Origin of the sequence: Francisella sp. SYW-9, assembly GCF_008711465.1 — a bacterium.
Classification (GTDB): Bacteria; Pseudomonadota; Gammaproteobacteria; order Francisellales; family Francisellaceae; genus Francisella.
On the sequence record NZ_VXKQ01000030.1, the window covers coordinates 42155 to 68658 of the forward strand.

A 26504-nucleotide genomic window follows, 5' to 3' on the forward strand; every position below is an offset into this window, starting at 1 on the left:
TTATTTTATCCTAAAAGGACTTAATTGTAATTAGCTTTTGATAAGAAAAAATGATTATTTAAACACTTTTAAGGTTCTCAACCTCTGACATAACTCCTTGTATATTTTCTTGAATAGTTTCTGTAGAGGCTTGTGTAGCAATAAACACTTTTAAGAATAAGACACTAACTATAGTCACAATTAAGTTATCGTAAGGAAATGCTACTAGTTTTAACTCGTGAATATACGAAATACCCCATAGACATATGATATATGCACAAACAAACCACGTTTGCTTAAATACATCAATAAAATGACTACGCATAAAGACAAACCAATAGAAAATACAAGCTACAGCAACTAGTATAACTAAACATAATAAATTAAAAGTACCTGACCAATATATAAAATATGTACAAGATATAAACCCTAAATACCCAAATAATTTATAAAAAGGCAATTTAAATTTTCTCTCTATCTCAGGAAATTTATCTCTAAAGATAATCAAAACCACAGGTCCTGATAAACAGCTAAATAAAACTAAAGAAGATAAGAAATTTACTAAAGCTGTCCAAGTTGGAAATTGAAATAAAAATATCAAACCTACAAAAAAGTTAATCCAAATACAAAATATTGGCACATGATTTTTATTTAACCTTGTTAGAACTGATTTTTTGAAAAATTCTAATCCAAATGCTTGAAGAATTCTGCCTGTAACAGCTGTATAAACATTACCAGTACCTAATGGAGCAACCATAGCATCTATAAATAATATCGTATAAATAATATGTAAACTAAATAAGCTTAACAGACCTAGTAAAGGTGCCACGCCTCCATCAAACCCTTTCACAGATCCAGGTATACAGAACATAAAAAGCAACGATAAAGATATATACATTGTCAAACCAACTACTACTGGAGCTATTAATGATAGAGGAATTGCTAATTTAGGATTTTTTGCGGAGTTTGCTACGATTAAACCATTTTGAAAACCAGAAAAAGCAAAAGCTAAACCAGAGCCTGTAATAGCTAATAAAATATGCTCAAAATTAACAGTTATATGCAAGGTATTAGCATGATAATTCTTAAAAGATCCATAAAAAGCTAACATTCCTACAGCAATAGCTATTGGCAAAAAGATTTTCCAAATACTAACTATCGAGTTAATTTTGGCAACGTTTTTAAGTTGATAAGTATTTAAGTATGTCAAACCTAGCATAATCAAAAATGCAAAAGTTACTCCATAATATGATAAGAAAACTCCTGTTGAACTTGAATCAACTAAGCTTGGAAACCAAAATCCTAAATACTGGACAACTGACTGTGCTTCTAAAGGTAAATAGACCAAATAACTTATCCAACCTAAAGCAACAAATAAAAAGCCTAACGTTCGAGAATGTGTAATTCGTAAAAAACGCATTGCTCCGGAGACTATCGGTAACATAGATGCAACCTCGGCAAAACACAATGCCACAAGTAAAGTAAGTAAAGCTGTAATAACCCAAGAGACTATAACTCCTTGACCTGCTGTTTGAAATCCATAATATGGTGAAAACAACCAACCGCTGCCAATCATCCCACCAGTCGAGATAAATATCACAGCCATTGTAGATAACTTTTTCATATCAGATATTAAATATTCTTGTACCAAGGTATCAGTATAGCTAATCAAAAGAAACATGTCATTCTACGACTTGATCGTAGAATCTATTTTAATAAAAAATTCGTATCAAATATATGATCACATTCACTTCATAAGGTATATCAAATAAATATATACTAACCTTGACTAGGTATAATTATTTTAGTGTTGATTGAGGTTAACAAAACAATTGCATTACTTGACGCTTAAATTGAAAGTCAGGATACTCCACTCCAACAAAATATAAGCCATGTGCTTTTGCTGTTTCAGCTGCTTTGGTTCGATCTTTTGCGTATAAAAGCTCTTTTATCCATTCTGGTGACTGCAAACCTAAACCTACTTTTAGTAATGATCCTACTAGGTTTCTAATCATATGATGTAAAAAAGCATTTCCAATAACCTCAAAAACTATAAAATTACCTTGTTTAATAAACTCAGCTTTTTGAATATTCCTAAAAGGAGTATTTGACTGACATTGGGATGACCTAAAAGAACTAAAGTCTTGCTCTCCTAAAAGATACTTACAAGCCTGGTTCATCTTTGTAATATCAAGTTGGCGATTTTCCCATAAGCAGTGCTCTACAAAAATAGGTGAGCTTATAGTAGAGTTATATATAACGTAGTTATACGTTCTACTTATAGCAGAAAATCTAGAATTAAAATCACCATCAACCTCTTTAATATCTAATATCTTAATATCTTTAGGTAGTAAAGCATTAGCTCCTCTTTGCCAAGAACTTAAAGCTCTATCAGCATCTGAATAAAAATTAACAACCTGTGAAGTAGCATGCACACCAGTATCTGTTCTACCGGCGCAAATTACTTCTACATTATGATTTGCAATTTTAGATAGCGCTTTTTCTAACTCCTCTTGCACACTAGGTGAATGAGATTGTCTTTGCCAACCACAATAATTTTTACCGAAATACTCTATTTGTAATAAGTAGTTTTTCATAGTTTTTATATATAAATAATATAAATGAGTATTGTATCAAAAATTGCTTTTAACAATCGATTTTAAATCTCTTTTTTATTTAATTTTGAATTTAATATTTTTTAACTGGTTGATAATATTTTGTATCTTTAATTGGAATCAAATCAACTTCACTATTTGAATTTGTTATAGGCTTATATTTAATGCAGCCTCCATCACCTATAGCTGAATAATAGTTATGTATTAGCCTGTTATATCCTTTAGAATCTTTAACTCTAGATATTTTCCCTCCACTTTCTTTAGCAGCCTTCATATCTAAACTATAGATATAAATAAAAATACCATTTACCTTATGACTATCTGTCAAACCACGTAAGTACTCATTAAGTTTATAGTCAAACTCCATTGCTTTTGCTATGTTTTCTGCATTTTTAGGTTGTTCGTAAATATTTATAGAAACATTATCAATTTGTACTTTATCTTTATATTTAGTTAGCCATTCTTTTGTATTTAAATTCCAACTGCCACTTTTCTGAAGAAATGTAATGAGTCATTTCTGTAGCAAGATTTGAGTTAAGTGGTGCATTAGCTCTTAAATCAGCATTAAAATCTATATTATCTAAAATATAATATTTAGTACAAAAATTCTTTTCTATATATTTTGTCAGCTTTTGTATTATCATTACATAGCCACAGCTAGAACCTGTTACATTATAAGTTCCTGCTATAATAGATACATTTCGATTTGCATTTTTTGCATATTTTATATTTTTAATATCTACCTTACACTCATATAACTTTCTACTACTAAACCAACCCGTACTTTCATAAGCTCCTTATATGACTTATAATCCACCAAAATTAATTCTCTCTATTTTAAGCTCTCCACCATATGTCTTCTCTGCATAGTTTTTTTCCATATCTGCCATTTGAGATTTATAGCTATTTCCAAGACTATAACCTTGCGCAAATATTACAAATGAGATCAGAGATATTAGTAATATCTTACTTAATTTCATAAATTAAACCTTAAATAAGAAACAGAACCTCTAAGATTTATATTAGAAACTAAAAACTATAAATACAATTTATTTGTAAGGTTTAGAGTACTATTTTAGATATACTGAATTTTGATGAAATTTTTGATTTAAAAGTATTAATATTAAGTTAGAAATTACAAATTTAGAGTTAAGAGTCTTGATTAGAAATTAAGTAGATTTGATGACAAAACTACTCTACTTTGCCATGGCACTGTTTATACTTTTTACCAGAACCGCATGGACAAGGATCATTTCTTTTTATCTTAGGTCCTTCTCTTTTAACTTGCTGAATTTTAGGAGTTTCTTCTTGTTGTAACTCTTGCTCATCTTCTCTTTGGTTGTTATCAATTACACTCTCATGCTCAGCTTTGATATCACCCATAGATTCTTTCCACTCTTCTTGAGCTCGTTGAGTTTCTTCCTCCGTAGAGATTCTAATCTTAGCTAAAGAAGATATAACCTCATATTTAAAGCTATCAAGCATACTTGAGAAAAGTTCAAAAGCTTCTTTCTTATATTCATTCTTAGGATCTTTTTGTGCATATCCACGTAGATTGATACTATTACGTAAATGATCTATCGAGCTTAAATGCTCACGCCAGTGATTATCTAAACCTTGTAATAACGAGAATTTCTCAAATTGTTTAACAGCTTCTGCTTCTAGCTCTTTTGTCTTTTCATCGAACTCTAAAGTGATCGTCTCTCTCACAAGCCTTTTTAGGTCTTCCTCACCAAGATTATCATTTTCTTTATAAAGCTTTTGTAAATCAACCTCTATCATAAAGTCAGATTTAAGAGCTTTTTCTAAACCTTCTAAGTCCCATAACTCATGCATAGAACCTGCTGGAACATAATCATGGAATAGCTGCTCTGCGACATCTATACGTATATCCGCTAAGATATCGCTAACATCCTCAGCATCTAAGAAAGCTTGTCTTTGCTCATAGATAACTTTACGCTGTGTATTTACAACATTATCATACTCTAAAAGATTCTTACGAATATCAAAGTGATAATTCTCTACCTTGCCTTGAGCTTTTGAAATAACTTTTGACATAAATCCAAATGCTAAAGACTCTCCACCTTTTAAACCTTTTTTAACTCTCTCAGCCATACCTTGAGATGCAAAAATTCTTAAAAGATTATCATCCATAGATAGATAAAATTTACTTTCACCAGGATCACCTTGACGAGCAGCACGCCCTCTTAACTGGTTATCAATCCTACGCGAATCATGTCTTTCTGAACCTATGATACATAAACCACCAGCATTTTTAACAGTTTCATTACGCTGTTGCCATTCTGTTTTGATCTTAGCAATATCCTCTTCAGTAGCATCTTCTAACTCAGCAATCTCAACTTCCCAGTTACCACCAAGGATAATATCTGTACCACGACCAGCCATGTTTGTCGCAATTGTTACATTACCAGGGTAACCTGCCATTGCAATAATGCCTGCTTCTTTTTCATGTTGCTTAGCATTTAGGACATTGTGCTTGATTTTTTTCTTCTTTAATAAAGTAGATAGAACTTCAGATGCTTCAATAGACGCAGTACCAACCAATATCGGCTGACCTCTAGATATTCTCTCTTTAATATCAACAACTATAGCATCAAATTTTTCTCTAACGCTACCGTAAATCTCATCATGATGATCTTTTCTAATTAAAGGTTTATTTGTAGGTATAATTATAACTTCTAAATTATAAATAGAATGAAGCTCAAAAGCCTCAGTATCTGCAGTACCTGTCATACCTGCTATTTTATTATATAGCTTAAAGAAGTTTTGGAATGTAATAGATGCCATTGTTTGATTTTCAGCGTTTATCTTAACACCTTCTTTTGCTTCTATCGCTTGGTGTAGACCATCTGACCATCTACGTCCAGGCATCGCTCTACCAGTACTTTCATCAATAATTACAACTTCTTGATCACGCACGATATAATCAACATTTAGTTGATATAAAGATTGTGCTCTTAAACAAGCATTTAAATAATGCATTTTTGTAATATTATGTGGGCTATAAAGATTATCATCTTCCTCAAGTACGCCTTCTTTTTTAAGCATACCTTCGATCTTTGCATAACCTTTTTCGGTTAGGTATGCATTTTTAGACTTCTCATCCACATAAAAATCTTTCTGCTCTTGACCTTCTTCCACTTCCTCTTTATCTTGCTTTTCCAAGAAAGGTACTAATCTATTAAAAAGATTATACATGTCAGAACTATCATCAGAAGCTCCAGAAATTATAAGAGGAGTTCTTGCTTCATCAATTAGGATTGAGTCAACCTCATCTATAATTACATAATTACGGCTTCTTTGAACTTGCTGCTCTTTTTCATAAGCCATATTATCTCTAAGATAATCAAAACCAAACTCATTGTTGGTACCATAAGTAATATCACAAGCATAAGACTCTTTACGTTGCTCAGGATCTAGATCGGCAACAATTACTCCAACTGTAAGACCTAGAAACTCATAAATTTCACTCATTAGTTCAGCATCACGCTTTGCAAGATAGTCATTCACTGTGATTACATGAACACCATCACCAGTCAAAGCATTTAAATATGCTGGTAATGTAGCAACTAGTGTTTTACCTTCTCCAGTTCTCATCTCAGCTACTTTACCTTGATGTAAAACAATACCGCCAATCAGCTGCACATCATAATGGCGCATATTTTTAGTTCTTTTAGCAGCTTCTCTAACAGTTGCAAAAGCTTCAGGCAATAGACTATCTAAGGATTCACCATTTGCTAATCTTTCTTTAAATTCAGTTGTTCTAGCTTTAATCTGCTCATCTGTAAGCTTTTCAACTTCAGGCTCAAGTGAATTAATCTTATCAACTGTTTTAGAAATCTTTTTTATAAATCTATCGTTTCGACTACCAACAATTTTTTGAACTAAACCTAACATTATTATTTAACCAACTCTCTTATAAAAATTTATAATAAATATAATACTCTGAACATACATTATATAGAGTTTATAAGAAATTTAAATTAAGATAGATACAATATTATAACAATTATAGGCAAACTCATAATAATGAGGCGTTTATTTATTAGCTTAGCCTGTATAACACTTTTTGGGTGTAGCACTTCACCTAAGTATTATAACCCGCTTAATTTTGATCATAATAATAAAAAAACAAATACTCTAAAAACATCAAAAAATATAAAAAAAACTGAATCTATAGCTCCTAGTTGGTTTACAACTGGGCAAAATAATTCTGATAATCTACTCTATGGTTTTGGAACAGGCAAAACTTTAGATCAAGCAACAAGTAATGCCTTAGCTGATATGACTCAAAGGTTACAAGTGATAGTTTCCTCAACCACAAGCTTTGAAAATATCATCAATAATAACAGTGTCTCACAAAGATTAATCCAACAAGTTACGACACATACAGCTAAATTTAATATTCCTAATTATAATATTATCAATCAGGAAAAATCATACGACACTTACTATATTGAAATACAAATCAATAAACAACACACTATCAACGATTTACAAAAGATTATAAAAAGTAATCTTGAGCTAGCAACTAAATCTTTAGGCAATACCCTAAATAAAAGCTCTCTTTATAGGTTTGATATAGCACAAAATGTGAATAATAATATTAAAACTATAAGAAGTAGCCTTAGAACATTACTTATATTATCTCCTGATATAAATATTGAACAGCAAATGATAGAGCTAAATAATATAGATAACGAACTAATTAATCTCAAAAGAAGTATACAAATATATGTAGATAAACAAAATAGCGGATTTTTTTATGATTCCCTAGAAAAGTTTCTAAGAGTTAATGACTATACAATTGTTAATAATAGAGATCTTGCAAATATTTATATTACACTAAAATTACAAAGCTATGATAGTGTTTATAAAAATCAAAACTACTGTCTAAACAATAAAATTGAACTTCAAGTCTTTGATAAAACTTCTGGACAAATATATCCCAAACAATACAGTGTCAAAGCATGTTCAAAGCAAGGTCGGTCAGTAGCTATAGACAAAGCTGTTCAAATATTCTATTCTCAGTTAGAGAATGCAAAAAGAGTTTACTAAAGATAATGAGCATAAAAATAATCCCTGAAAAAGTTGCTAAAATTAACTCACACAAAACCCGCAAAAAAATAACTAATTCAACTTATGCTAGTAAAGAACTAATAAGTAGAGCCTCATATCTAAAAACTTCTCTTGAAGTTGCTAATAGAGAATTACAAAAATTAAACCTACCATATTTAAATGAAACAGAGATTGTTTTTTATTCACCTCAAAAAATTATCCTGCAAAGCGATAGAGAAATATTAAAATCAAAAGTTAAAGAATTACATGATCAATTTATTGATAGATTAAATAAAACTACTTTCTTTTCAAAGGTTAATGAAATAGATATAACTATAGACTATAGTAAGCCTAAAAAAGGTAATACCAAAAAAGTTAATAAGTATACAAAAAAAGCGATAGAAAAATTAAAAAAAGATTTAAAGTTATAGACTATTTTTCGTCAACAATTCCTAAAGCAACTTCCATCATATTTGTAAATGATTGCTCTCTTTGTTGAGAAGTAGTAGATTCACCAGTGATAAAACTATCAGAAATAGTAACAACTGCAGCTGCTTGTTTACCAAGTTCATTAGCTGTAGCAAATAATGCAGCTGTTTCCATCTCTACCAATCCACACTTATGATTTTTAACGATTTGCTTATAGTCAGTTGCATCTTTTCTATAAAACACATCACTACAGTGTGCTTTTGCAACTTTAAGCTCAACTTCTAATCTTTTTGCTGATTTTATTAGCTTTTCATTTAGTTCTTCACTAGCAGAAACATTACGGACATTTTCACCTGTAGTAATTTTTATATAATCAGATTCACCATAACTTTCATTAATTAAAACAACATCATAAACTTCTAATTCTGCTTTATAAGACCCTGCCGAACCAACTCTAATAATATTCTCAACATCATAATACTTGAAAAGCTCATATGCATAAATACCCATACTAGGCATACCCATACCAGAACCCATGACACTTACTTTTTTACCTTTATATGTGCCTGTATAAGCAAACATATTTCTAACAGCGTTTACTCTTGTAATATTTTCTAAATAATTTTCAGCTATATATTTTGCTCTTAGAGGATCTCCTGGCATTATTACAGTTTTTGCAAATTCCTCTTTTGTTGGCGTTTCTATATGAGGAGTAGGTAATGACATATCTCTTTCCTTATTAATAGTAATGTTTAAAACTCTTGGAACTATATTAGCATAATTAGAAAAATTTTATTATTCTAATAATAAATTTATACGATTAATTATTTTTAATTTATGTGAAAAATGGAATTTATACAAGAGATATTTAAATTAAGATTAGAATATTATAGATTTTCTTCTGAAGATGTGTCCTCTGAATCACTTTGTTCATCAGCAATTGGAGCTATAACTTTAGCTTGTTCTTCTTTAGGTTTATAACTATCACCATAATCTCCAGGCTCTCGAACATCACGTCTTGCCATCAGATCATCTACCTGCATAGCATCTATAGTCTCGTACTTCATTAGAGCATCTGCCATTGCATGCAGAATATCTATATTTTCTTCTAAAAGTTTCTTAGCTTTTTTATAACTTGTCTCAATAAGTTTACGAACTTCTGAGTCAACCTCACGAATAGTAGAATCTGAAAGTTTAGCAGATTTTCCACCATTGCCACCAAATGGGCCATCATCTTCAACATCATATAATATTGTACCCATAGAGTCCGAAAGACCCCAACGAGCGACATAATTACGCGCAATATCTGTAGCTACTTGAATATCATTAGACGCACCAGTAGTCACATGATCATAACCAAATATAAGTTCTTCTGCTATCCTACCACCAAATATACTACATAAACGACCATGAAGCACTAACCTACTTTGGCTAACAGTATCACCCTCTGGCATATACATAGTTACACCTAAAGCTCTACCTCTAGGAATAATACTTACCTTATAAACAGGATCATGTTCTGGCATTAATCTACCTATGATAGCATGACCTGCTTCATGATAAGCTGTAAGTTTTTTCTCTTTTTCAGTCATAGCCATAGTTCTTCTTTCAGAACCCATAAGAATTTTATCTTTAGCTTTCTCAAAATCAGCCATTGTAACTTTATCTTTTGATTCTCTAGCTGCGAATAAAGCTGCTTCATTAACAAGATTTGCTAACTCTGCACCTGAAAAACCAGGAGTTCCTCGAGCGATCCAGTCTGCTCTTACATCATCGCCAAGAGCCACCTTTTTCATATGAACTTTTAGTATAGATTCACGACCTTTAACAGTTGGTAAACCTACATCAACCTGTCTATCAAATCTACCAGGTCTCAATAATGCTCTATCTAAAACATCAGGTCTGTTTGTTGCAGCAATAACGATTACACCCTCATTATCAGCAAAACCATCCATCTCTACAAGCATTTGGTTAAGAGTTTGCTCTCTCTCATCATTACCGCCACCCATACCAGAGCCACGATGTCTTCCAACAGCATCTATTTCATCGATAAATACCAAACAAGGTGCTTTTTTCTTTGCTTGATCAAACATATCACGCACACGAGATGCACCAACACCGACAAACATCTCTACAAAATCAGAACCTGAAATAGAGAAAAATGGTACCTTAGCTTCTCCAGCAATAGCTCTAGCTAATAGAGTTTTACCAGTTCCTGGCGGCCCAACCATTAATACACCTTTAGGGATCTTACCTCCAATTTTTTCATATTTTTTTGGTTCACGTAAGAAATCAACGATCTCAGCAACCTCTCCTTTTGCTTCATCAACACCTGCGACATCTTCTAAAGTTACTTTTATTTCATCCTCACCAAGTAGTTTTGCTTTACTCTTACCAACAGAAAAAGGTCCTCCTTTGCTTCCACCACCAGCTTTTACCATCATATATATGAAAAAGCCAAATATAAGCAGCATTGGCAACCAGTTTAGTAAGAATGCTAAGAACAAGTTTGGTTTTTCAGGGGCTTTAGCTTTGATTGTAGCCTTGCTATCTTCAAGCTTATTAACCAATCCACCATCTAAAAGTGGCGCATAAGTTACAAAGCTTTGCCCTGAAGTAGTTTTACCTTTGATTGTTCTTCCATCAACATCAACCGAACTTATTTGATTATCTTTTAATTTTGAGACAAAAGCAGAATAATCTAAACTATTAGACGATGAACTCGTATCATTAATACCATTGAAAAGCAGCAACATTCCACCAATGATTAACACCCAAAAAATAATATTTTTTATCATATTATTTTTATTATCATTTTTTTGTGCCATATGATTATTATTATCCTATTTTTCTTTGAATTCTTAAAATATAATTTTGACTAGTATACTATATTAAAAAAATTGCCTATTAGCTAGTCGTTTTATTAAATAATTGCATAAAAGCTCTATCATATAAAGGATTTAAAGCTAAAATATCTCTCATGTAATTGTAAACTTAATTATGCTCTTACTCAACAAATGAATAAAGACAAAATAATCGCCTATACAATAGGTCTGATATTACTTATTGAACTAATTGATGGATCGGCTCTAAATACAGCTCTACCTCAAATTGCTTATGACCTTCATGTGAATGCTATAACATTAAAAGTAGCCATTACAGTATACCTTCTTACACTAGGTTTATTCATCCCTGCCTCTGGCTGGATCTCTGATAAAATTGGAAGTAAGAACCTACTTATAGTTTCAATTATAGGATTTACGATATCATCAGTTGCATGTGGATTATCTACAGGGATTATTAGTCTAGTTTTTTTTAGAGCTATTCAGGGAATTTTTGGAGCATTTACTGCACCAGTTGCTCGTCTGGCTATGGTTAAGATATTTAAACACGATAGACTCAAAGCTATGGCTCTTGTATCTGCTGTAGCAACCTTAGGACCTATTATAGGACCTTTATTTGGTGGTGCCATTACTACTCATTTAGGTTGGCGCATGATTTTCTTTATCAATTTACCTGTTGGGCTAATTACTGCAATATTAATATATTGCTATTTACCAAACATTACTTCTTCTTATGTTAGAAGATTTGATTTAAAAGGCTTTATAATTATTGGCTTATCAATTTCTCTACTTATGTTTTTTATTGATTTAATAATCGATCCACAAATCTTACCTTATTTAAAATGGTTAATGCTAATAGTTTCAGTCATTCTCTTTTTACTATATATAAAGCATGCTATGTTACTAAAGAATAATGCTGTTATAAATATTAATATTTTTAAAAATAGTTGCTTTAGATACTTTATTATAATTAGCTCATTAACCAGATTGTTAACTATGGGAATATTATTCCTACTGCCACTATATTTACAAACAAAGCAAGGGTTTAACGCCTTTGAGTCAGGTTTAGTTATAATGTGTTTTTTAATACCTTTTTGGTTTGCAAAAAAGATAGTTAAGGAAATATTGTCTAGGCTTCACTATTATAAATTCTTCATAATTAACCTATGTCTAATGGCTCTTGGATATTTACTTTTAGGGTTAGTCTTAATTGATTTTAACTTCTTAATTTTCTCTATATTACTTATAATTATAGGAGCTTGTTTCAGTATGTTTACTACAGTCTGTAATGCTGGAATATACAATTCTATAAAAGAAGATAAATATATGAACCCAACAAGTATTATTAATAGTTCAGTAATTCAACTTAGCAACGCTTTTGCAATCTCTTGGGTTAGTATTGTACTAGCAAGCCTATCAGGTATCACCCACATAGATTTTAAATCCGTAATATCTATATCTGCATTTTCTTGGGTACAAGTTATTTATTGTCTAGGACTTATATCAATTCTAATCTATGTTATATTAGGAAAACCCCAAGATTTAAAAGATATTCCAGCTACTTAAAGTTATTTATTACTTAATAAGAAACAACATTCCTATAGAGAGTCTTCTAAAAAATCATCGTCATCCTCGTACTTAATACGAAGATCTCAAGAAATTTTAAAATATTAGAAATAATTTTGGTAACTAGAAGAAAGTAAAAATCAAATTAGATCTTTTAGATACTTACCTGTATATGATTCTTTACATTCAATGATATCTTCAGGAGTCCCTTCAAATATAATCTGTCCACCTTTATTACCACCTTCTGGGCCTAAGTCAATAATCCAGTCAGCCATTTTTATAACATCTAGATTGTGCTCAATAATTACTACTGTATTACCTTTATCTCGTAGGTCCATAATTACTTTTAAAAGCTGATGAATATCATAAAAATGCAGACCAGTAGTTGGCTCATCAAGTATATATAAAGTCTTACCAGTTGAGCGTTTAGAAAGCTCTTTAGCTAGTTTTACACGTTGGGCTTCACCACCTGATAATGTCGTCGCACTTTGACCTAGCTTGATATACGATAAGCCAACATTTACTAATGCTTGAAGCTTAGACTTAATACTTGGGACAGCATCATAAAACTCAAGAGCATCTTCAACAGTCATTTCTAAAACTTCATAGATATTTTTACTTTTATACTGTACGGATAATGTTTCACGGTTATAACGCTTACCTTCACAAACATCACATGCAACATATACATCTGCCAAGAAATGCATCTCTACTTTAATAACACCATCACCTTGACAAGCTTCACATCGACCACCACGAACATTAAAACTAAATCTACCGGCAGTATATCCTCGAGATCTAGACTCAGCTGTAGCTGCAAATAACTCTCTAATTGGTGTAAATACACCAGTATAAGTTGCAGGATTTGAACGTGGCGTTCTTCCAATTGGTGATTGGTCAATATCAATAACTTTATCTAAATGATTGAAGCCCTTATGTGATTGATATTCCATTGGCACTAAGTTACTTCTGTTTAGTAACCTTGAAGCTAAAGGATATAATGTTCTATTTATAAGAGTTGACTTGCCTGATCCTGAAACACCTGTTACACAAGTAAGCACTCCTATTGGAATTTTCAGATCATCGCCTTGAAGGTTATTCCCAGAAGCTCCTTTAATCTGTAAATATCTATTTTTACTTGCCTTTAGGCGCTTCTGAGGTACTTCTATTTTTTTACGCTCACTTAGATAATCTGCAGTTAATGATTTTTTATTACTAACAATAGTTTTATAGCTTCCTGCAGCTACAACCTCACCACCATGAACACCTGCCATTGGGCCCATGTCAATTATATAATCTGCCTGACGAATAGCATCCTCATCATGCTCAACAACTATTACTGTATTTCCTAGACTCTTAAGATTGTGTAAGGCATCTAATAAGCGCTGATTATCTCTTTGATGTAGACCTATAGATGGCTCATCTAATATATACATTACACCAACAAGACCAGCTCCTATTTGACTTGCCAAACGAATACGTTGGGCTTCACCGCCAGAAAGAGTATCTGCCTGCCTAGCAAGATTTAAATACTCTAAACCAACATTCTCTAAGAACCTAACTCTTAGCTTAATTTCTTTAAGTAAGTTTTCCGCAATAACTTGTTGTTGACCAACAAACTCTAAATCATCCAACCAATTTAATAGATCTTCTATTGATAAAGCACAAACATCTGCAATATTCTTATCAGCTATAAAAATATTTCTAGCATACTCATTAACTCTAGCGCCATTACATGATTTACATGTAAGATTACTCATCAATTCATAAAGATCTTTTTTGACCATATCCGAATCAGATTCATAATATCTGCGTTCAAAATGAGGAATAACTCCTTCAAAGGTTTTATTTCTAACTTGTCTACCGCCTCGAATTGAGTCAATAGTCATCTTGATCATCTCATCACCTGAACCATACAAAACTATATCTTGTATTTTTTTTGATAACTTTTCAAAAGGTTCATCTAAAGAGAAATCATAATGAGTTGCTATAGATTCTAGTTGCGAGTAATAATATTGATTTGCTTTATTCCATTTAACGATAGCGCCACTTTTTAAAGATAAGCTAGGATCTATAATTATTTTTTTCTCATCAAAGAACTCTTTAACACCTAGACCATCACAGCTACTACATGCCCCTAAAGGACTATTAAACGAAAATATTCTTGGCGATAACTCTTTTAAAGCAAAATTACATAAAGGACAAGCATGCTTTGATGAAAACAAAATATCTTCAGCATTTTCATCACTCATATTTACTAACCTAACGATACCTTCTCCTAGATCTAGAGCTGTTTCTATAGATTCTGCAATCCGCTGTTGGTTATCTTTTTTAGGTTTAAATCTATCTACAACAACATCAATGTTATGTTTTTTATAACGATCTAACTCAGGATGCTCTTCATCAAGGTTATAAAACTCATTATTAATTCTTACTCGGATATAACCTTGGGCTAATATCTTGTCTAACAATGTATGATGAGTACCTTTTTTCTCTGAAACTACTGGTGCTAATATCATTAATCTAGTGTTATCATCAAACTCTAGAGTTTTATCAACCATTTGACTTATAGTTTGAGCCTTTAACTCTATATGATGAGTTGGACATCTAGGAGTACCAGCTCGAGCAAAAAATACTCTTAAGTAATCATATATTTCTGTAACTGTCCCGACTGTTGATCGAGGGTTGTGAGAAGTTGTCTTTTGATCAATTGAAATAGCAGGTGAAAGTCCCTCAATATGCTCAACTTCTGGCTTATCCATCATTGATAAGAATTGTCTTGCATATGAGGATAAAGACTCAACATACCTTCTTTGCCCTTCGGCATATAAGGTATCAAAAGCTAATGATGATTTACCGGAGCCACTAAGTCCTGTAATAACAGTTAGTTTATCTCTAGGTATTTCAACATCGATGTTCTTCAGATTATGGGTTTTTGCACCCTTAATGATAATTTTTTTCATAGAAAATTTTATAAGGAACCACCAATTGTAGTAAGTATAAGCACTTATAAATAAAAATAAATTTAATTCTAGCTACTTATCTTAATAGTTTCACAAAAACTTTATTTTAATATTTAAATTCGCAAAAAGTACATTAATTACAAGTAACTTTGAAGTAATAAATATTACCTATATTCTACTTCTACAATTTCGTAAGTTACTTTACCTTTTGGAGTGTCTAAAACAACCTCGTCACCTTCTTCTTTTTTTATTAAAGCACGAGCTAGAGGCGCTGCTACAGATATTTTATGATTATCAATACTTGCTTCATCTTCGCCAACGATCTTATAAGTTGTTTCTTCTTCTGTATTAATATTCATAACAGTAACAGTTGAGCCAAAGATAACCATACCATTGGCTGAAATTTTTGTTACATCAATAACTTGAGCATTTGAAAGTTTTGATTCGATATCTTTAATTCTACCTTCTATAATACCTTGTTTCTCTCTTGCAGCATGATATTCAGCATTTTCTTTTAAATCACCATGATCACGCGCTTCAGCAATAGCTTCAATAATATTAGGTCTCTCAATTTTTTTAAGTTGATCTAACTCTGCTCTTAAAGCTTGCTCTCCTGCTGGAGTCATAGGTATTCTACCATTAGTCATTGTTGTATTTCTCCTCTAATCAATAAACATAAAAGCTATCCACAAGTATACAGTCCGCCACCATCTTTCGTTTTGCTATCTGTATAAACAACCCTACCTACTAAATTAATAACTAAAGCTGCTTGGTACTTGTTAGATTTATCACAATATGTAATATTTCCATTTCCTGTTGCCATAAACCCATTAGGACTAATTTTCACATAGCTTGGGCTACCTGATAAATTAACAAAGAGATGTCCTCCATGCCCTTTCGGTAAATTCGCAATTATATTATCATCCTCACCATTGTAAGTATCTGTTCCATCATCACTCTCAAAAGCAACAAGAGGTTCATCACTCCATGATGTTGAATTTGTACAGCTAAAAGTATTTTCATCTAACTTACCATTTGAATCAAAACTATCAGGTGTTGCAGCACAAACAATAACAGTTTTACTATCTGTACGTGCCTTTATGACAGCAAATTCAAGCATTTTTTGTAAGTTAGTAAGGCGAGTTTCAGCAAATGTTTTATAGTAAAAGGTAAATGAGCTAATAGCAGTCATCATAAGTATTGTCATAATAGCAATAACTACCATAACCTCAACTAATGAAAAACCTTTCCTTTTACAAAAAATCATTCTCTAACTTCTAACCTTAGCTATAAGTTGCTTGGTTGAATCATCTAGATTTTCATATTCATCTGATGAGCCATCACTCATAGCTTTTAAAATATTCTTTCCTAGCTTTTTACCAAGTTCAACACCCCATTGGTCATAACTATTAATATCCCATAAAACACCCTGAACAAATATCTTATGCTCATATAATGCTATTAGCTGTCCTAATGAATATGGGCTTAGCTCTTCCAATAAAATAGTTGTGCTTGGCCTATTACCTGGTATTACTTTGTGAGGAGCTAATTTTTCAGCTTCAGACTCACGTAAACCAGATTTTAAGAGCTCATTATAAACCATATTATACGATTGTCCAAACATTAGTGCTTGAGACTGAGCAAAACAGTTTGCAAGTAAAGCCTGTTGATGATTTTGGTAATTATGATGACTGTTTGCAACAGCTACAAAATCTACTGGAATAAAAACATTACCTTGATGTAATAGCTGATGAAAAGCGTGCTGTCCATTTGTCCCAACACCGCCCCACAGAACTACCCCAGTTTGATAATTAACATCTTGCCCAACTAAATCTACAGATTTACCATTACTCTCCATATCAGCCTGCTGAAGGTAGTCTACAAAGTAACATAATCTTTCATCATAAGGTAATAATGCTTGAGATTGGCTATTATAGGCACATGAGTAATAACTACCTAATAATCCCATTATCACCGGAATATTTCTACTAAAATCAGTTTCTTTAAAATGTTTATCAACAGAATATGCACCGGCTAGTAATTTTTCAAAATTATCATAGCCTATAGCAAAAGCTATTGACATACCTATAGATGACCATAGTGAATAGCGACCGCCAACCCAGTCCCACATTTTATAGCAATGTTCTAGATCTATACCAAACTCTTCAACCTTATCTAACTTACTTGATATCGCAACAAAATGATTTGCAACGGCTTTAGAATCTTCATAATGATCAAGCAACCACTCTCTAGCTGATATAGAATTTAAAAGAGTCTCTTCTGTAGAGAAAGACTTTGATGCAACTATAAACAAAGTAGTTTCTGGATCAACAACATGTAAGGCTTGTAATAATGAATCAGCATCTACATTTGACACAAAATGCACTTTAAGACCCATACAATGATAAGGCTGCAAAGCTCTAACAACCATCTTAGGACCCAGATCAGAACCACCAATGCCAATATTTACAACATCTGTAATCTTCTTACCAGAGAAACCTTTCCAGCTTCCAGATGTAACTTTTTCAACAAGCTCTTTCACTCGTTGTTTTTCTTGTTTGACTTCTTGACGAATATCTTGCCCATCGACAACTAAAGGAGTGTTAGAAAAATCACGTAATGCCGTATGTAATACAGCTCTATTTTCAGTAGAGTTAATTTTCTCACCTGCAAACATCTGTGAAACCTTTTCTTTGAGTTTTGAGTTTTCAGCTGACTGTAATAAATCTGTCAAAATTGATTCATTGATAAGATTTTTTGAAAAATCAAAATATACACCATCATAATTCAAAGACAGCTTATTGACTCTATCACTATCTTTTTCAAATTCTGTTTTTAAATTAACATCTTGTTGCTTTAGCTGCTTTTTAGCTTCATTACAAAATAGCATTTAATCTATCCTTATATTTTGCGTGCGATATAAACAATAAAATATCTCCTGAAGAATACGATATCGTAACCATATCTTCTATAGCATAATTTCTTGCACCTGTACTAGTATCTATACTTAAGCTTTCACCACTTAACTGATACCTTAAGCCATTATAATATATATCTTGTGCAGATCCAAAAGGCATCACCGAAAACATTTTGCCTTTTACACCTGTTATAGAAAAATTCTTTGGTATAAAAAAGTATTTTGAATATATATCAACAAACTCTATATTTATTTTTTTTATATAATTTTTAGCTATGGATATATTACATAAAAAATGATCCATTTCGCCTTCAGAAGCACCAAATACAAACACTTTTGAGGCTCCTTGAGAAATTAGATAATTAAGAGATTTCTCAAAATCAGTAGAATACTGATCTTCATCAATCAAAAATAGGTCATCATCAGATACAGCAAATGAATCAAAATCACCAATCACCTTTTTAATCTTTGCACTTAACTTTTCAGATTTTTTTATTTTCTCATATGCTCCATCGGCACAGAAAATATCTAAATTACAATAGCTATCTTCTATATACTGCTCACAAAAAGCCAAATCAACCTTACCATTTAAAAAAAGTATAGCTTGAGACATAAAATTCTCGCCTTTAAATTATTTATAATCTAATCAATATAAACTACATTATAATTTCAGATGTAGTTACTTTCAGAAAAATTTACACCATCAAATTTCTATAAATATGGTTATTACCCTAGAAATTTAACAACTCTTGAATGTAAAACATTCATTTCTTTAGGAATAAGTTTTGAGAAATTAATAAATCCATGCACCAAACTATCAAAATGATAATGCTGAACCTCAACATCATGCCTAAGAAGTCTTTCAGCGAATAATAATCCTTCATCCTTTAATGGATCATAGCCTGCTGTCATAACTAGAGTGCGAGGCATATTCTCTAGCTTCTTTATATAAAATGGAGAAATCTCTGGGGAGCGTTTATCCATTGTTTCTGGAACATATAGTTCCGAATACCACATCGTTTTTGCTTTTGTTAAGATATAACCACTTTCAAAGTCATCTAATGATTTAGTTGGCATATGTGATAAATCAACTGATGGATATAAAATAATATTATTTGCTATTTTTACTTTATCTGCTTGTAAAAGATTATGTGTAGCTAATACAGTTAAATTAGCTCCAGCACTATCTCCCATTAAAGTAAACCCTTTTCTTGATATACCAAGCTTCTTAGAATGTTTGAAAACATGTTCTACAACATATTCAACATCATTTAATCCTGCAGGGAATTTATGCTCTGGAGCAAGCCTATAATCTACAGAAAAGACCACTCTATTAGTTGTCAATGCGAGCTTTCTACAAAAAGCATCAAATGAATCTAATGTTCCTGAAACAAACCCTCCTCCATGAGAAAACACTATTGCTTTTAATTTTTCTTGAGTATTAGGAGTGTATACTCTAACAGGAATATTGTGACCATCTTCGTGAGATATCTCAATATGTTCAACATTTTCTATAGATTCTTTTATATAGCTATATAAGCTTAATGAAGCAGCTGCTTTTCTTGTCGCATCAATATCTTTTCGATTTCCTTCACGATCATATTTACCAATAAAAGTAAGTAAGTCTTGAAGCTTCGGAGGAATTGCTTTGATACCACCATATAGATCTGGAACTTTTTTAAGAACTTCTGCTTCTCTTGCTTTCTCATGTTTCGAGTTATCTTTTGCAATAACTTTTAACCAAGCTTTTTTACTCGGCGCTAGGGATTCAATTGGTGTAGATAGATATCTTGCAATTCCAAGTTCATGACAATCATTTTCAGCATAAAATGGTAAATTGTTTACTAACCATTTAAGTAACTTTTCTGCTTTTAAGTTATTAGTTTCTCTGATTTCTAAAACATTATACAAATTTCTAACATCATATGACCACGGTACATAATCAACAATAAAGTTACAACTTATATAATTAAGACCTGCTTCTCTTGCTAATGCAAACTCTGGGAAAGCTGTCATTCCTATAACACCTCCTCCCATACTTTGAAAACATTTAGCATCGATTATAGTAGGAAATTGAGGCCCTTCAATACAAACATAACTTTGTTTAAAATGAATATCAAACTCAAACTCTTCTTTTTTCTCTCTAATTTCTTCAGCAATACTCTCTGTAATAGGCTTTGATAAAGATACATAGTTTAAAAGACCTTGTTCACAGAAAGTAAATTCACGTAAGGATTTTGTTCTATCTATAAACTGATATGGAATAACCATATCACCAGGCTTTAGCTCATCTCTTAAGCTTCTAACCGAAGATAGTGCAATAATTGAAGTCGCGCCATATTTCTTTAAAGCATAAATATTAGCTTTATAATTTATCTGATGAGGTAATATGCTTTCTTCTAAGCCTGTCCTATTTAAGAATAAAGCTTCTGTACCTTCTATTTTTATTTTAAACAAACCATTTGAACATAGCCCAAAAGGAGTCTCTCTAGATAGCTCTTCTATAATCTCAAAATCATCAAAAGATTCAAAACCACTACTTCCTACAATTGCCCACATATTTGTATATACCTAAAACCTTGTTTCTATAATCTTATTATCGCCACAAAAAAGTTCTATTTTAAACTTATCTCCAGCATTTACCACACCAACACCTTTAGGTGTGCCTGTCATTAGCAAGTCATTTTCACATATTGAAATATCATTATTTTTTAAAAATTTAATAATTTGATCAGGCTTATACATCATTAATTCATAATTACCATGCTGTATAAGAATATCATTTTTATATGCTTTAAAACTCAAACTTGATATCTCACTCTCAGATATTTCAACAAAATTACTAATTACAGCACTATTATCAAAACCCTTAGCCAATTCCCAAGGCAAACCCTTAGCTTTAAGCTTTGACTGTAACTTTCTATCTGTTAAATCTAATCCCACACCAACAGCTTTTATCTTATTTTTTTTATCAAAACTAAATATTATCTCACACTCATAATGAGTTTCTCTTTTCTCTGATAACTTTAATGATTTAGAAATACTTGAATTTGGTTTAAAAAAAATAACAGGATTTTCAGGAATCTCATTATTTAGCTCTTGTATATGCTCGACGTAGTTTCGCCCAACACATATTACTTTTGATTTGGATATATCTATATTCATAATCACCTATAGCTTGAAGTCTTCTCCCAAGTATACTTTCCTAACAGTTTCATCCTCTAGAACCTCTTCAGGAGTACCCGCTGCTAGCATGTTCCCAGCATTTACAATGTATGCTCTTTCACAAATATCGAGCGTTTCACGTACATTATGATCAGTGATCAATACACCAATACCACGATCCTTTAAATGGCGCACAACTTCTTTAATTTCTATTACAGAAACAGGGTCAACCCCTGCAAATGGCTCATCAAGAAGAATAAATTTAGGATCCATAGCTAACGCTCTAGCTATCTCAACCCTTCTTCTTTCACCACCTGAAAGTGCCATACCCAAACTTTTACGAATATGCTGAATACTAAACTCATCTAACAATTCATTTAGTTTTTCATCAATCTGATTTTTCTTCAAATCTTTACGTGTTTCTAAAATAGCAACAATATTATCTTCAACACTTAATTTTCTAAAAACTGACGCCTCTTGTGGTAGATAGCCCAATCCTCTTCTAGCTCTTAGATGAATAGGCATTTTAGTAACATCCTCATCTCCCATACGAACTTTTCCACGAGTTGCGGCAACTAATCCAACAATCATATAAAAAGATGTTGTTTTACCAGCGCCATTAGGACCCAACAGTCCAACAATCTCTCCTGTTGAAACTTTCATAGAAACGTTATTCACAACCCATCGAGAGCCATATTTTTTACCTAGTCTTTTTGCTTCTAACGTATATTTTTCCATCTTAAACCTATAATCTAATTTGCTAAAACACTAATAATACCAGGATCTTTTCTCCGTTTAGGAGCTTTATTATACTCAGAAATTGGTTTTAGCCCTGTTTTAACCTTAGTTGCCTTTGTTACACCTTCTAATACAATAGTTGAACGCCTATTTCTACTTCCTGGAATTGAGACCAAATCATGTTTCATATCATAGATGATTTTCTCACCTCTATATTTATTATCATGCTGGATAACATTTGCTTTTTTATCTAACTCTAAACTCTTTTTTACCACATTATATATAATTTTCTTAGCAACTCCACCAACAGGTCCTCGAGTAATTTTTTCACTATCAATAAAGTTTGGTGAAGAGCCTATTGGGTATGTATAAAACTGTGATCTATCCAAGCCTTCAGAATCCATAGTTAACGTTTGAACTTTTTTATCTTTATTCAACTGTACAACAAGCTTTTGACCAGAAATAAAATTACACTCTTTCTCACTATCACAAAGTTTTTTAGCTTCTTCTAGCCATTTTTTTTGTAGCTGAGGAAAAGAATATTTTTTGTCCCTCTCAAAATATTGGACACCTTTTTTTACTATTCGTGGTTTATGGCATAGTATATGCTTGTGATGAATCTGCATGACAAAGACATTATCATAGTAAGTCAACCGATTCTTATTTGCTTCATATACAGCTCTGTCGGAACAAATAGTTATTGGTCCGTACTCTTTAAATGTGTTATTAGCAGAATTATCTTCTGTTTCATTTGCTGTAACGTTATCCTCTTTTATAGCAGCATTAGAATCTATCGCAAATGAAGTATTAAATAATGAAAATATCCCAAGAGCAACTAGCATTAATTTAGCTTGACGCATAGTAGCTCCTTACATCTTGATTAAGGTTAATAACTTTTGATTCTGCATTACCCTTAACTCCTATACCTGTTGTATTATTGCCTGTTTTAGGATCATACATTTTAACAAATTTGTTATTATAGAAGTCCTTAGTTTGGCTGTTATAATACATCTCTGAAGTCTTTATATATATTTTACTTGGAGAGTATTCACCATCATCTGATGAGGTTTGCTCTTTTTTATTAGTTTCTTTTTTCTTCAAGTACATAATAGCATCAACCCCATCATATAGATGTATCAGATTTTCATTAGTTTCTTTACTTGAGAACCCATATTTAGATTTGACTTGCCAAGTTTTCTTACCTGTTTCCTTCTTATAACTTTTCTCAATAAGGTTTGTCATTTTCACATCTTGATTAGTATACTGCTCTAACTTTTCAGAAACAAAGTTTGTTTTTATATCACCTTCTTTATCATATTCATTATAGTGAAAGTTATAAGCTGTTAATTCAATCCTACTTTTAATTTTTTCTTTTGCATTCGGGCTTATGCCTCCTTCAAGAGCTTTATAACTTATATACATTATTGAAGCAACTACAACAACAATAGAAATAGTGTTTGCTAAAAAAGAATATTTAGTAAAAAATTTCATTATCTTTTATTTTACTCCACCTAACCCAACAAAGTCATTAATGACTTTATCATATAAGCCTAAATGTTTTATTAAATATTCACAAAACTCTCTAACTGCTCCATCACCACCTTTGTGATGACAAACATAATCAGCATAGCTTTTTACTATATCAATACAGTCTGCAGGAGCTGCTGAAACACCTACTTTATTCATTAAACTTATATCAGGTAAATCATCACCCATATATGCTATATATTGATCTTCAAGAGCATATCTTTCTTTTAGTATATTATAAGCTTCAAGTTTATTTTTCTGTCCTTGGAAAATATCTTTGGATCTTAGTCCTAGACTTGTAAACCTATCGGCAACAATCTGTGAACTTTTACCTGTTATAATAGCAACCTTCAAACCTAGTTTCTGTAATAAAACAAGTCCTAAACCGTCCTTAACATCAAAGTTTTTGTACTCATTACCATCATTAGAAATAATTATCTTACCATCTGTTAATACTCCATCAACATCAAGTATTAATAATTTGATATTTTTTGACTTATTTGTTTTCATTTATCTAACTTATATAAAATCCCTATTTCAATTAAAGATATTATCACAAATAGGAAAAGACAAAAATATTAAAGAACAAAAGATTATTAGTAATTTACTTAATAGGCTTAAATCTACTAGCCAACGAAATAAATAGCTAGTTATTATAATATATTATTTATAATTTTTAACTGACTTTTCAATTTCTTTTCTTGCAAAATCAGCATTATCCCAGCCATCAACTTCTACCCACTTACCAGAATCAAGATCTTTGTAATGTGTAAAGAAATGCTCAATTTTACGTTTTAAAGTTTCTGGAATATCTTCAACGTCATTAATATGATCGTATTCTTTAGTCAACTTAGGAGTTGGTACAGCGACAATCTTAGCATCAACCCCACCATCATCTTCCATTTTAAAAACACCTACTGCTCTACAGTTTATAACACACCCTACAGCTAAAGGATATGGTGCAATAACTAATACATCTATTGGGTCACCATCATCATATAAAGTATTTGGTACAAAACCATAGTTAGCTGGATATCTCATTGTAGAAGACATAAATCTATCAACGACAATCATATTGCTATCTTTGCAAAATTCATATTTAATTGGATCACTATCCTGAGGTATTTCAATCACAACATTAAAATCATTTGGAATATCTTTTCCACAAGGTATATTTTTTAGCATCGTAATTTCTCCTTTATTTTTGCTAAATTATAGACACCTGATACACTATGTGAGAGTCTAACATAAAAAACTTTGTATTTATATTGCATAAATATTAAAATAGCCGAATAATGATTTGACAATTTTATATGCTTTAATAAATTTTAAAGAGGTAATGATATGAATTTAAAAAAAATAGCTTTGCTAACAGCTAGCTTAACAACATCTATAGCTATTGCAGCACCAAACATCTCTGCAAGCTCTGACCCTTACTTTAATGGTGTCAGTGGCGTAAAACAAAAAGAAATTATAGTAAAACCTGTAAATATTCAATTAGATGCTGCTGCATGGGTAGCGATGGACTATCGTACTGGTGATATAGTAAGCCAAAAGAACATGGATGTTAGAAGAGAACCAGCTAGTTTGACTAAAATGATGACTTCATACATAGTAGCTAGTGAAATTAAAGCTGGAAACCTTACATGGGATACAATGGTTCCAATCAGCCAAAAATCAGCAAGTACTGGTGGTTCAAAAATGTATGTAAGAGCTGGTGCTAGAGTTTCTGTTAAAGATCTTGTAACAGGTATGGATGTAGTTTCAGGAAATGATGCAACTATCGCTCTAGCTGAATACATTGGCGGTACTACAGAAGCGTTTACTGATCTAATGAACCAAACTGCTAAAGCTATCGGGATGAATAATACTCACTTTGCAAACCCAGATGGTTTACCTGGAGGCACTCAGTACACTACTGCTCATGACATGGCCCTATTAGCAAGATCATATATATACAACTTCCCAGAAGCATATAAAGTTTATGATAATAAAGGTCTTGTTTGGAATGCAACAAAACAAGTTTCCGTAAGCATCGCAGATCGTAAACAATGTTTACCTAAATTTGACCGCTCTAATGGTGAAGTTATGCAAAGTTATACAGCTAGTGATTTAGATGACTCAACGAAGAGCAAATGTACTAAACTATTCCCTAAACGTGATAATTTTGTACTACAAAACAATAGAAACAAACTTCTATTTACATTTGATGGTGCCGATGGAATGAAAACAGGACATACTAGCGCCGCTGGCTACTGTCTAGTTTCTTCTGCCAAACAAGATGGCGAAAGATTTATATCTGTAGTTCTTGGAACAGATAGTTCTGCAAAAAGAGATTCTGAATCAGCTAAATTACTAAGATATGCTTTAACAAAATATCAAAATGTATTGCTATATAAAGCAAACTCACCTGTAACTATTAGTGCAAATAATATTCCTAATGCAAAAGCAGGACAAAAAATAACTGTTACTTCAAATCAAAATATTTATAAAACAGTTGCTAAAGCTTATATACCTCATTTAAAACAAGGTATCGAATTTACTCCTGGCCTTAAAGCTCCAGTAACTAAAGGACAACAAGTAGGAAACCTTGTAATTACAGTTGGTAGCCTAAAAGAAAAAATAGCAAGTGTTCCAGTAGTTGCACAAAATAATGTCTCTCAGAAAGGCTGGTGGTAACTAG

At 31.8% G+C, this 26504-nt stretch carries 24 protein-coding genes; 4 read left to right on the plus strand and 20 right to left on the minus strand.

Features of this window, described 5'->3' with window-relative positions:
- Window positions 1–58 precede the first annotated feature (58 nt).
- The 6 genes from F3D62_RS10565 to secA form a co-directional block, all read right to left on the minus strand.
- The gene (locus F3D62_RS10565; RefSeq protein ID WP_150468213.1) at window positions 59–1603 is read right to left on the minus strand and encodes an APC family permease; all 1545 of its coding nucleotides are present in this window, start codon (window positions 1601–1603) and stop codon (window positions 59–61) included.
- Window positions 1604–1799: 196 nt separating this feature from the next.
- Window positions 1800–2576, minus strand: coding sequence for a tRNA pseudouridine(38-40) synthase TruA (gene truA / locus F3D62_RS10570; RefSeq protein ID WP_150468214.1), 777 nt, complete (start codon window positions 2574–2576; stop codon window positions 1800–1802).
- Window positions 2577–2667: 91 nt separating this feature from the next.
- Window positions 2668–2961 (minus strand): hypothetical protein, encoded by a 294-nt coding sequence (locus tag F3D62_RS10575; RefSeq protein WP_150468215.1) that lies wholly within the window; start codon window positions 2959–2961, stop codon window positions 2668–2670.
- A gap of 82 nt (window positions 2962–3043) precedes the next feature.
- A complete protein-coding gene (locus tag F3D62_RS10580) occupies window positions 3044–3238 on the minus strand; it encodes a hypothetical protein (protein WP_150468216.1) in 195 nt (64 codons plus the stop codon).
- Window positions 3239–3400: 162 nt separating this feature from the next.
- Window positions 3401–3574 (minus strand): hypothetical protein, encoded by a 174-nt coding sequence (locus F3D62_RS12785; RefSeq protein ID WP_191092604.1) that lies wholly within the window; start codon window positions 3572–3574, stop codon window positions 3401–3403.
- 211 nt (window positions 3575–3785) lie between these two features.
- Window positions 3786–6512 (minus strand): preprotein translocase subunit SecA, encoded by a 2727-nt coding sequence (gene secA, locus F3D62_RS10585; protein ID WP_150468217.1) that lies wholly within the window; start codon window positions 6510–6512, stop codon window positions 3786–3788.
- Window positions 6513–6644: 132 nt separating this feature from the next.
- On the opposite strand from secA, the gene F3D62_RS10590 reads away from it, so the two are divergent.
- Window positions 6645–7673 (plus strand): LPP20 family lipoprotein, encoded by a 1029-nt coding sequence (locus F3D62_RS10590; protein WP_150468218.1) that lies wholly within the window; start codon window positions 6645–6647, stop codon window positions 7671–7673.
- Window positions 7674–7678: 5 nt separating this feature from the next.
- Window positions 7679–8104 carry a hypothetical protein gene (locus F3D62_RS10595; RefSeq protein ID WP_150468219.1) on the plus strand — a complete coding sequence of 142 codons (426 nt, stop codon included), beginning with the start codon at window positions 7679–7681 and terminating at the stop codon, window positions 8102–8104.
- A 1-nt stretch (window position 8105) separates the two neighbouring features.
- On the opposite strand, the gene deoD is transcribed toward F3D62_RS10595, so the two are convergent.
- Complete coding sequence (gene deoD / locus F3D62_RS10600) at window positions 8106–8828, minus strand: purine-nucleoside phosphorylase (RefSeq protein ID WP_150468220.1); 723 nt, start codon at window positions 8826–8828, stop codon at window positions 8106–8108.
- 161 nt (window positions 8829–8989) lie between these two features.
- Entirely contained in the window at window positions 8990–10930 is a 1941-nt protein-coding gene (gene ftsH, locus F3D62_RS10605) for an ATP-dependent zinc metalloprotease FtsH (protein ID WP_191092605.1), read from the minus strand.
- A gap of 189 nt (window positions 10931–11119) precedes the next feature.
- Between ftsH and F3D62_RS10610 the strand changes: the two genes are divergently transcribed.
- On the plus strand, window positions 11120–12511 hold the full coding sequence (locus F3D62_RS10610) for an MFS transporter (protein WP_150468221.1): 1392 nt from the start codon (window positions 11120–11122) through the stop codon (window positions 12509–12511).
- Between the two features lie 140 nt (window positions 12512–12651).
- Here the strand turns inward: F3D62_RS10610 and uvrA are convergent, their stop codons facing one another.
- The 12 genes from uvrA to ppa all read right to left on the minus strand — a co-directional run bounded on the left by uvrA (window position 12652) and on the right by ppa (window position 25006).
- Window positions 12652–15474 (minus strand): excinuclease ABC subunit UvrA, encoded by a 2823-nt coding sequence (gene uvrA, locus F3D62_RS10615; RefSeq protein WP_150468222.1) that lies wholly within the window; start codon window positions 15472–15474, stop codon window positions 12652–12654.
- Between the two features lie 164 nt (window positions 15475–15638).
- Complete coding sequence (gene greA, locus F3D62_RS10620; RefSeq protein WP_150468223.1) at window positions 15639–16121, minus strand: transcription elongation factor GreA; 483 nt, start codon at window positions 16119–16121, stop codon at window positions 15639–15641.
- Between the two features lie 35 nt (window positions 16122–16156).
- The gene (locus F3D62_RS10625) at window positions 16157–16741 is read right to left on the minus strand and encodes a GspH/FimT family pseudopilin (protein WP_150468224.1); all 585 of its coding nucleotides are present in this window, start codon (window positions 16739–16741) and stop codon (window positions 16157–16159) included.
- Between the two features lie 3 nt (window positions 16742–16744).
- Window positions 16745–18364 (minus strand): glucose-6-phosphate isomerase, encoded by a 1620-nt coding sequence (pgi, locus tag F3D62_RS10630; protein WP_150468225.1) that lies wholly within the window; start codon window positions 18362–18364, stop codon window positions 16745–16747.
- Window positions 18351–19004 (minus strand): thiamine diphosphokinase, encoded by a 654-nt coding sequence (locus tag F3D62_RS10635; protein ID WP_150468226.1) that lies wholly within the window; start codon window positions 19002–19004, stop codon window positions 18351–18353. The genes pgi and F3D62_RS10635 overlap by 14 nt, the downstream gene beginning before the upstream one ends.
- A gap of 113 nt (window positions 19005–19117) precedes the next feature.
- Window positions 19118–20950: an alpha/beta hydrolase fold domain-containing protein gene (locus tag F3D62_RS10640; RefSeq protein ID WP_150468227.1), complete on the minus strand. Its 1833-nt coding sequence runs from the start codon at window positions 20948–20950 to the stop codon at window positions 19118–19120.
- A gap of 12 nt (window positions 20951–20962) precedes the next feature.
- The gene (locus tag F3D62_RS10645) at window positions 20963–21556 is read right to left on the minus strand and encodes a fumarylacetoacetate hydrolase family protein (protein ID WP_150468228.1); all 594 of its coding nucleotides are present in this window, start codon (window positions 21554–21556) and stop codon (window positions 20963–20965) included.
- A gap of 6 nt (window positions 21557–21562) precedes the next feature.
- Window positions 21563–22294, minus strand: a complete 732-nt coding sequence (gene lptB, locus F3D62_RS10650) for an LPS export ABC transporter ATP-binding protein (protein ID WP_150468229.1) — start codon at window positions 22292–22294, stop codon at window positions 21563–21565.
- Window positions 22295–22308: 14 nt separating this feature from the next.
- A complete protein-coding gene (locus tag F3D62_RS10655) occupies window positions 22309–23154 on the minus strand; it encodes an LptA/OstA family protein (protein ID WP_150468230.1) in 846 nt (281 codons plus the stop codon).
- Window positions 23141–23785 (minus strand): LPS export ABC transporter periplasmic protein LptC, encoded by a 645-nt coding sequence (gene lptC, locus F3D62_RS10660; RefSeq protein WP_150468231.1) that lies wholly within the window; start codon window positions 23783–23785, stop codon window positions 23141–23143. Before lptC ends, F3D62_RS10655 begins: the two co-directional genes overlap by 14 nt.
- Before the next feature lie 6 nt (window positions 23786–23791).
- Window positions 23792–24331, minus strand: coding sequence for a KdsC family phosphatase (locus tag F3D62_RS10665; protein ID WP_150468232.1), 540 nt, complete (start codon window positions 24329–24331; stop codon window positions 23792–23794).
- A 153-nt stretch (window positions 24332–24484) separates the two neighbouring features.
- Window positions 24485–25006, minus strand: coding sequence for an inorganic diphosphatase (ppa, locus tag F3D62_RS10670; RefSeq protein ID WP_150468233.1), 522 nt, complete (start codon window positions 25004–25006; stop codon window positions 24485–24487).
- Window positions 25007–25165: 159 nt separating this feature from the next.
- On the opposite strand from ppa, the gene F3D62_RS10675 reads away from it, so the two are divergent.
- Window positions 25166–26500 (plus strand): D-alanyl-D-alanine carboxypeptidase family protein, encoded by a 1335-nt coding sequence (locus tag F3D62_RS10675; RefSeq protein ID WP_150468234.1) that lies wholly within the window; start codon window positions 25166–25168, stop codon window positions 26498–26500.
- Window positions 26501–26504 lie beyond the last annotated feature (4 nt).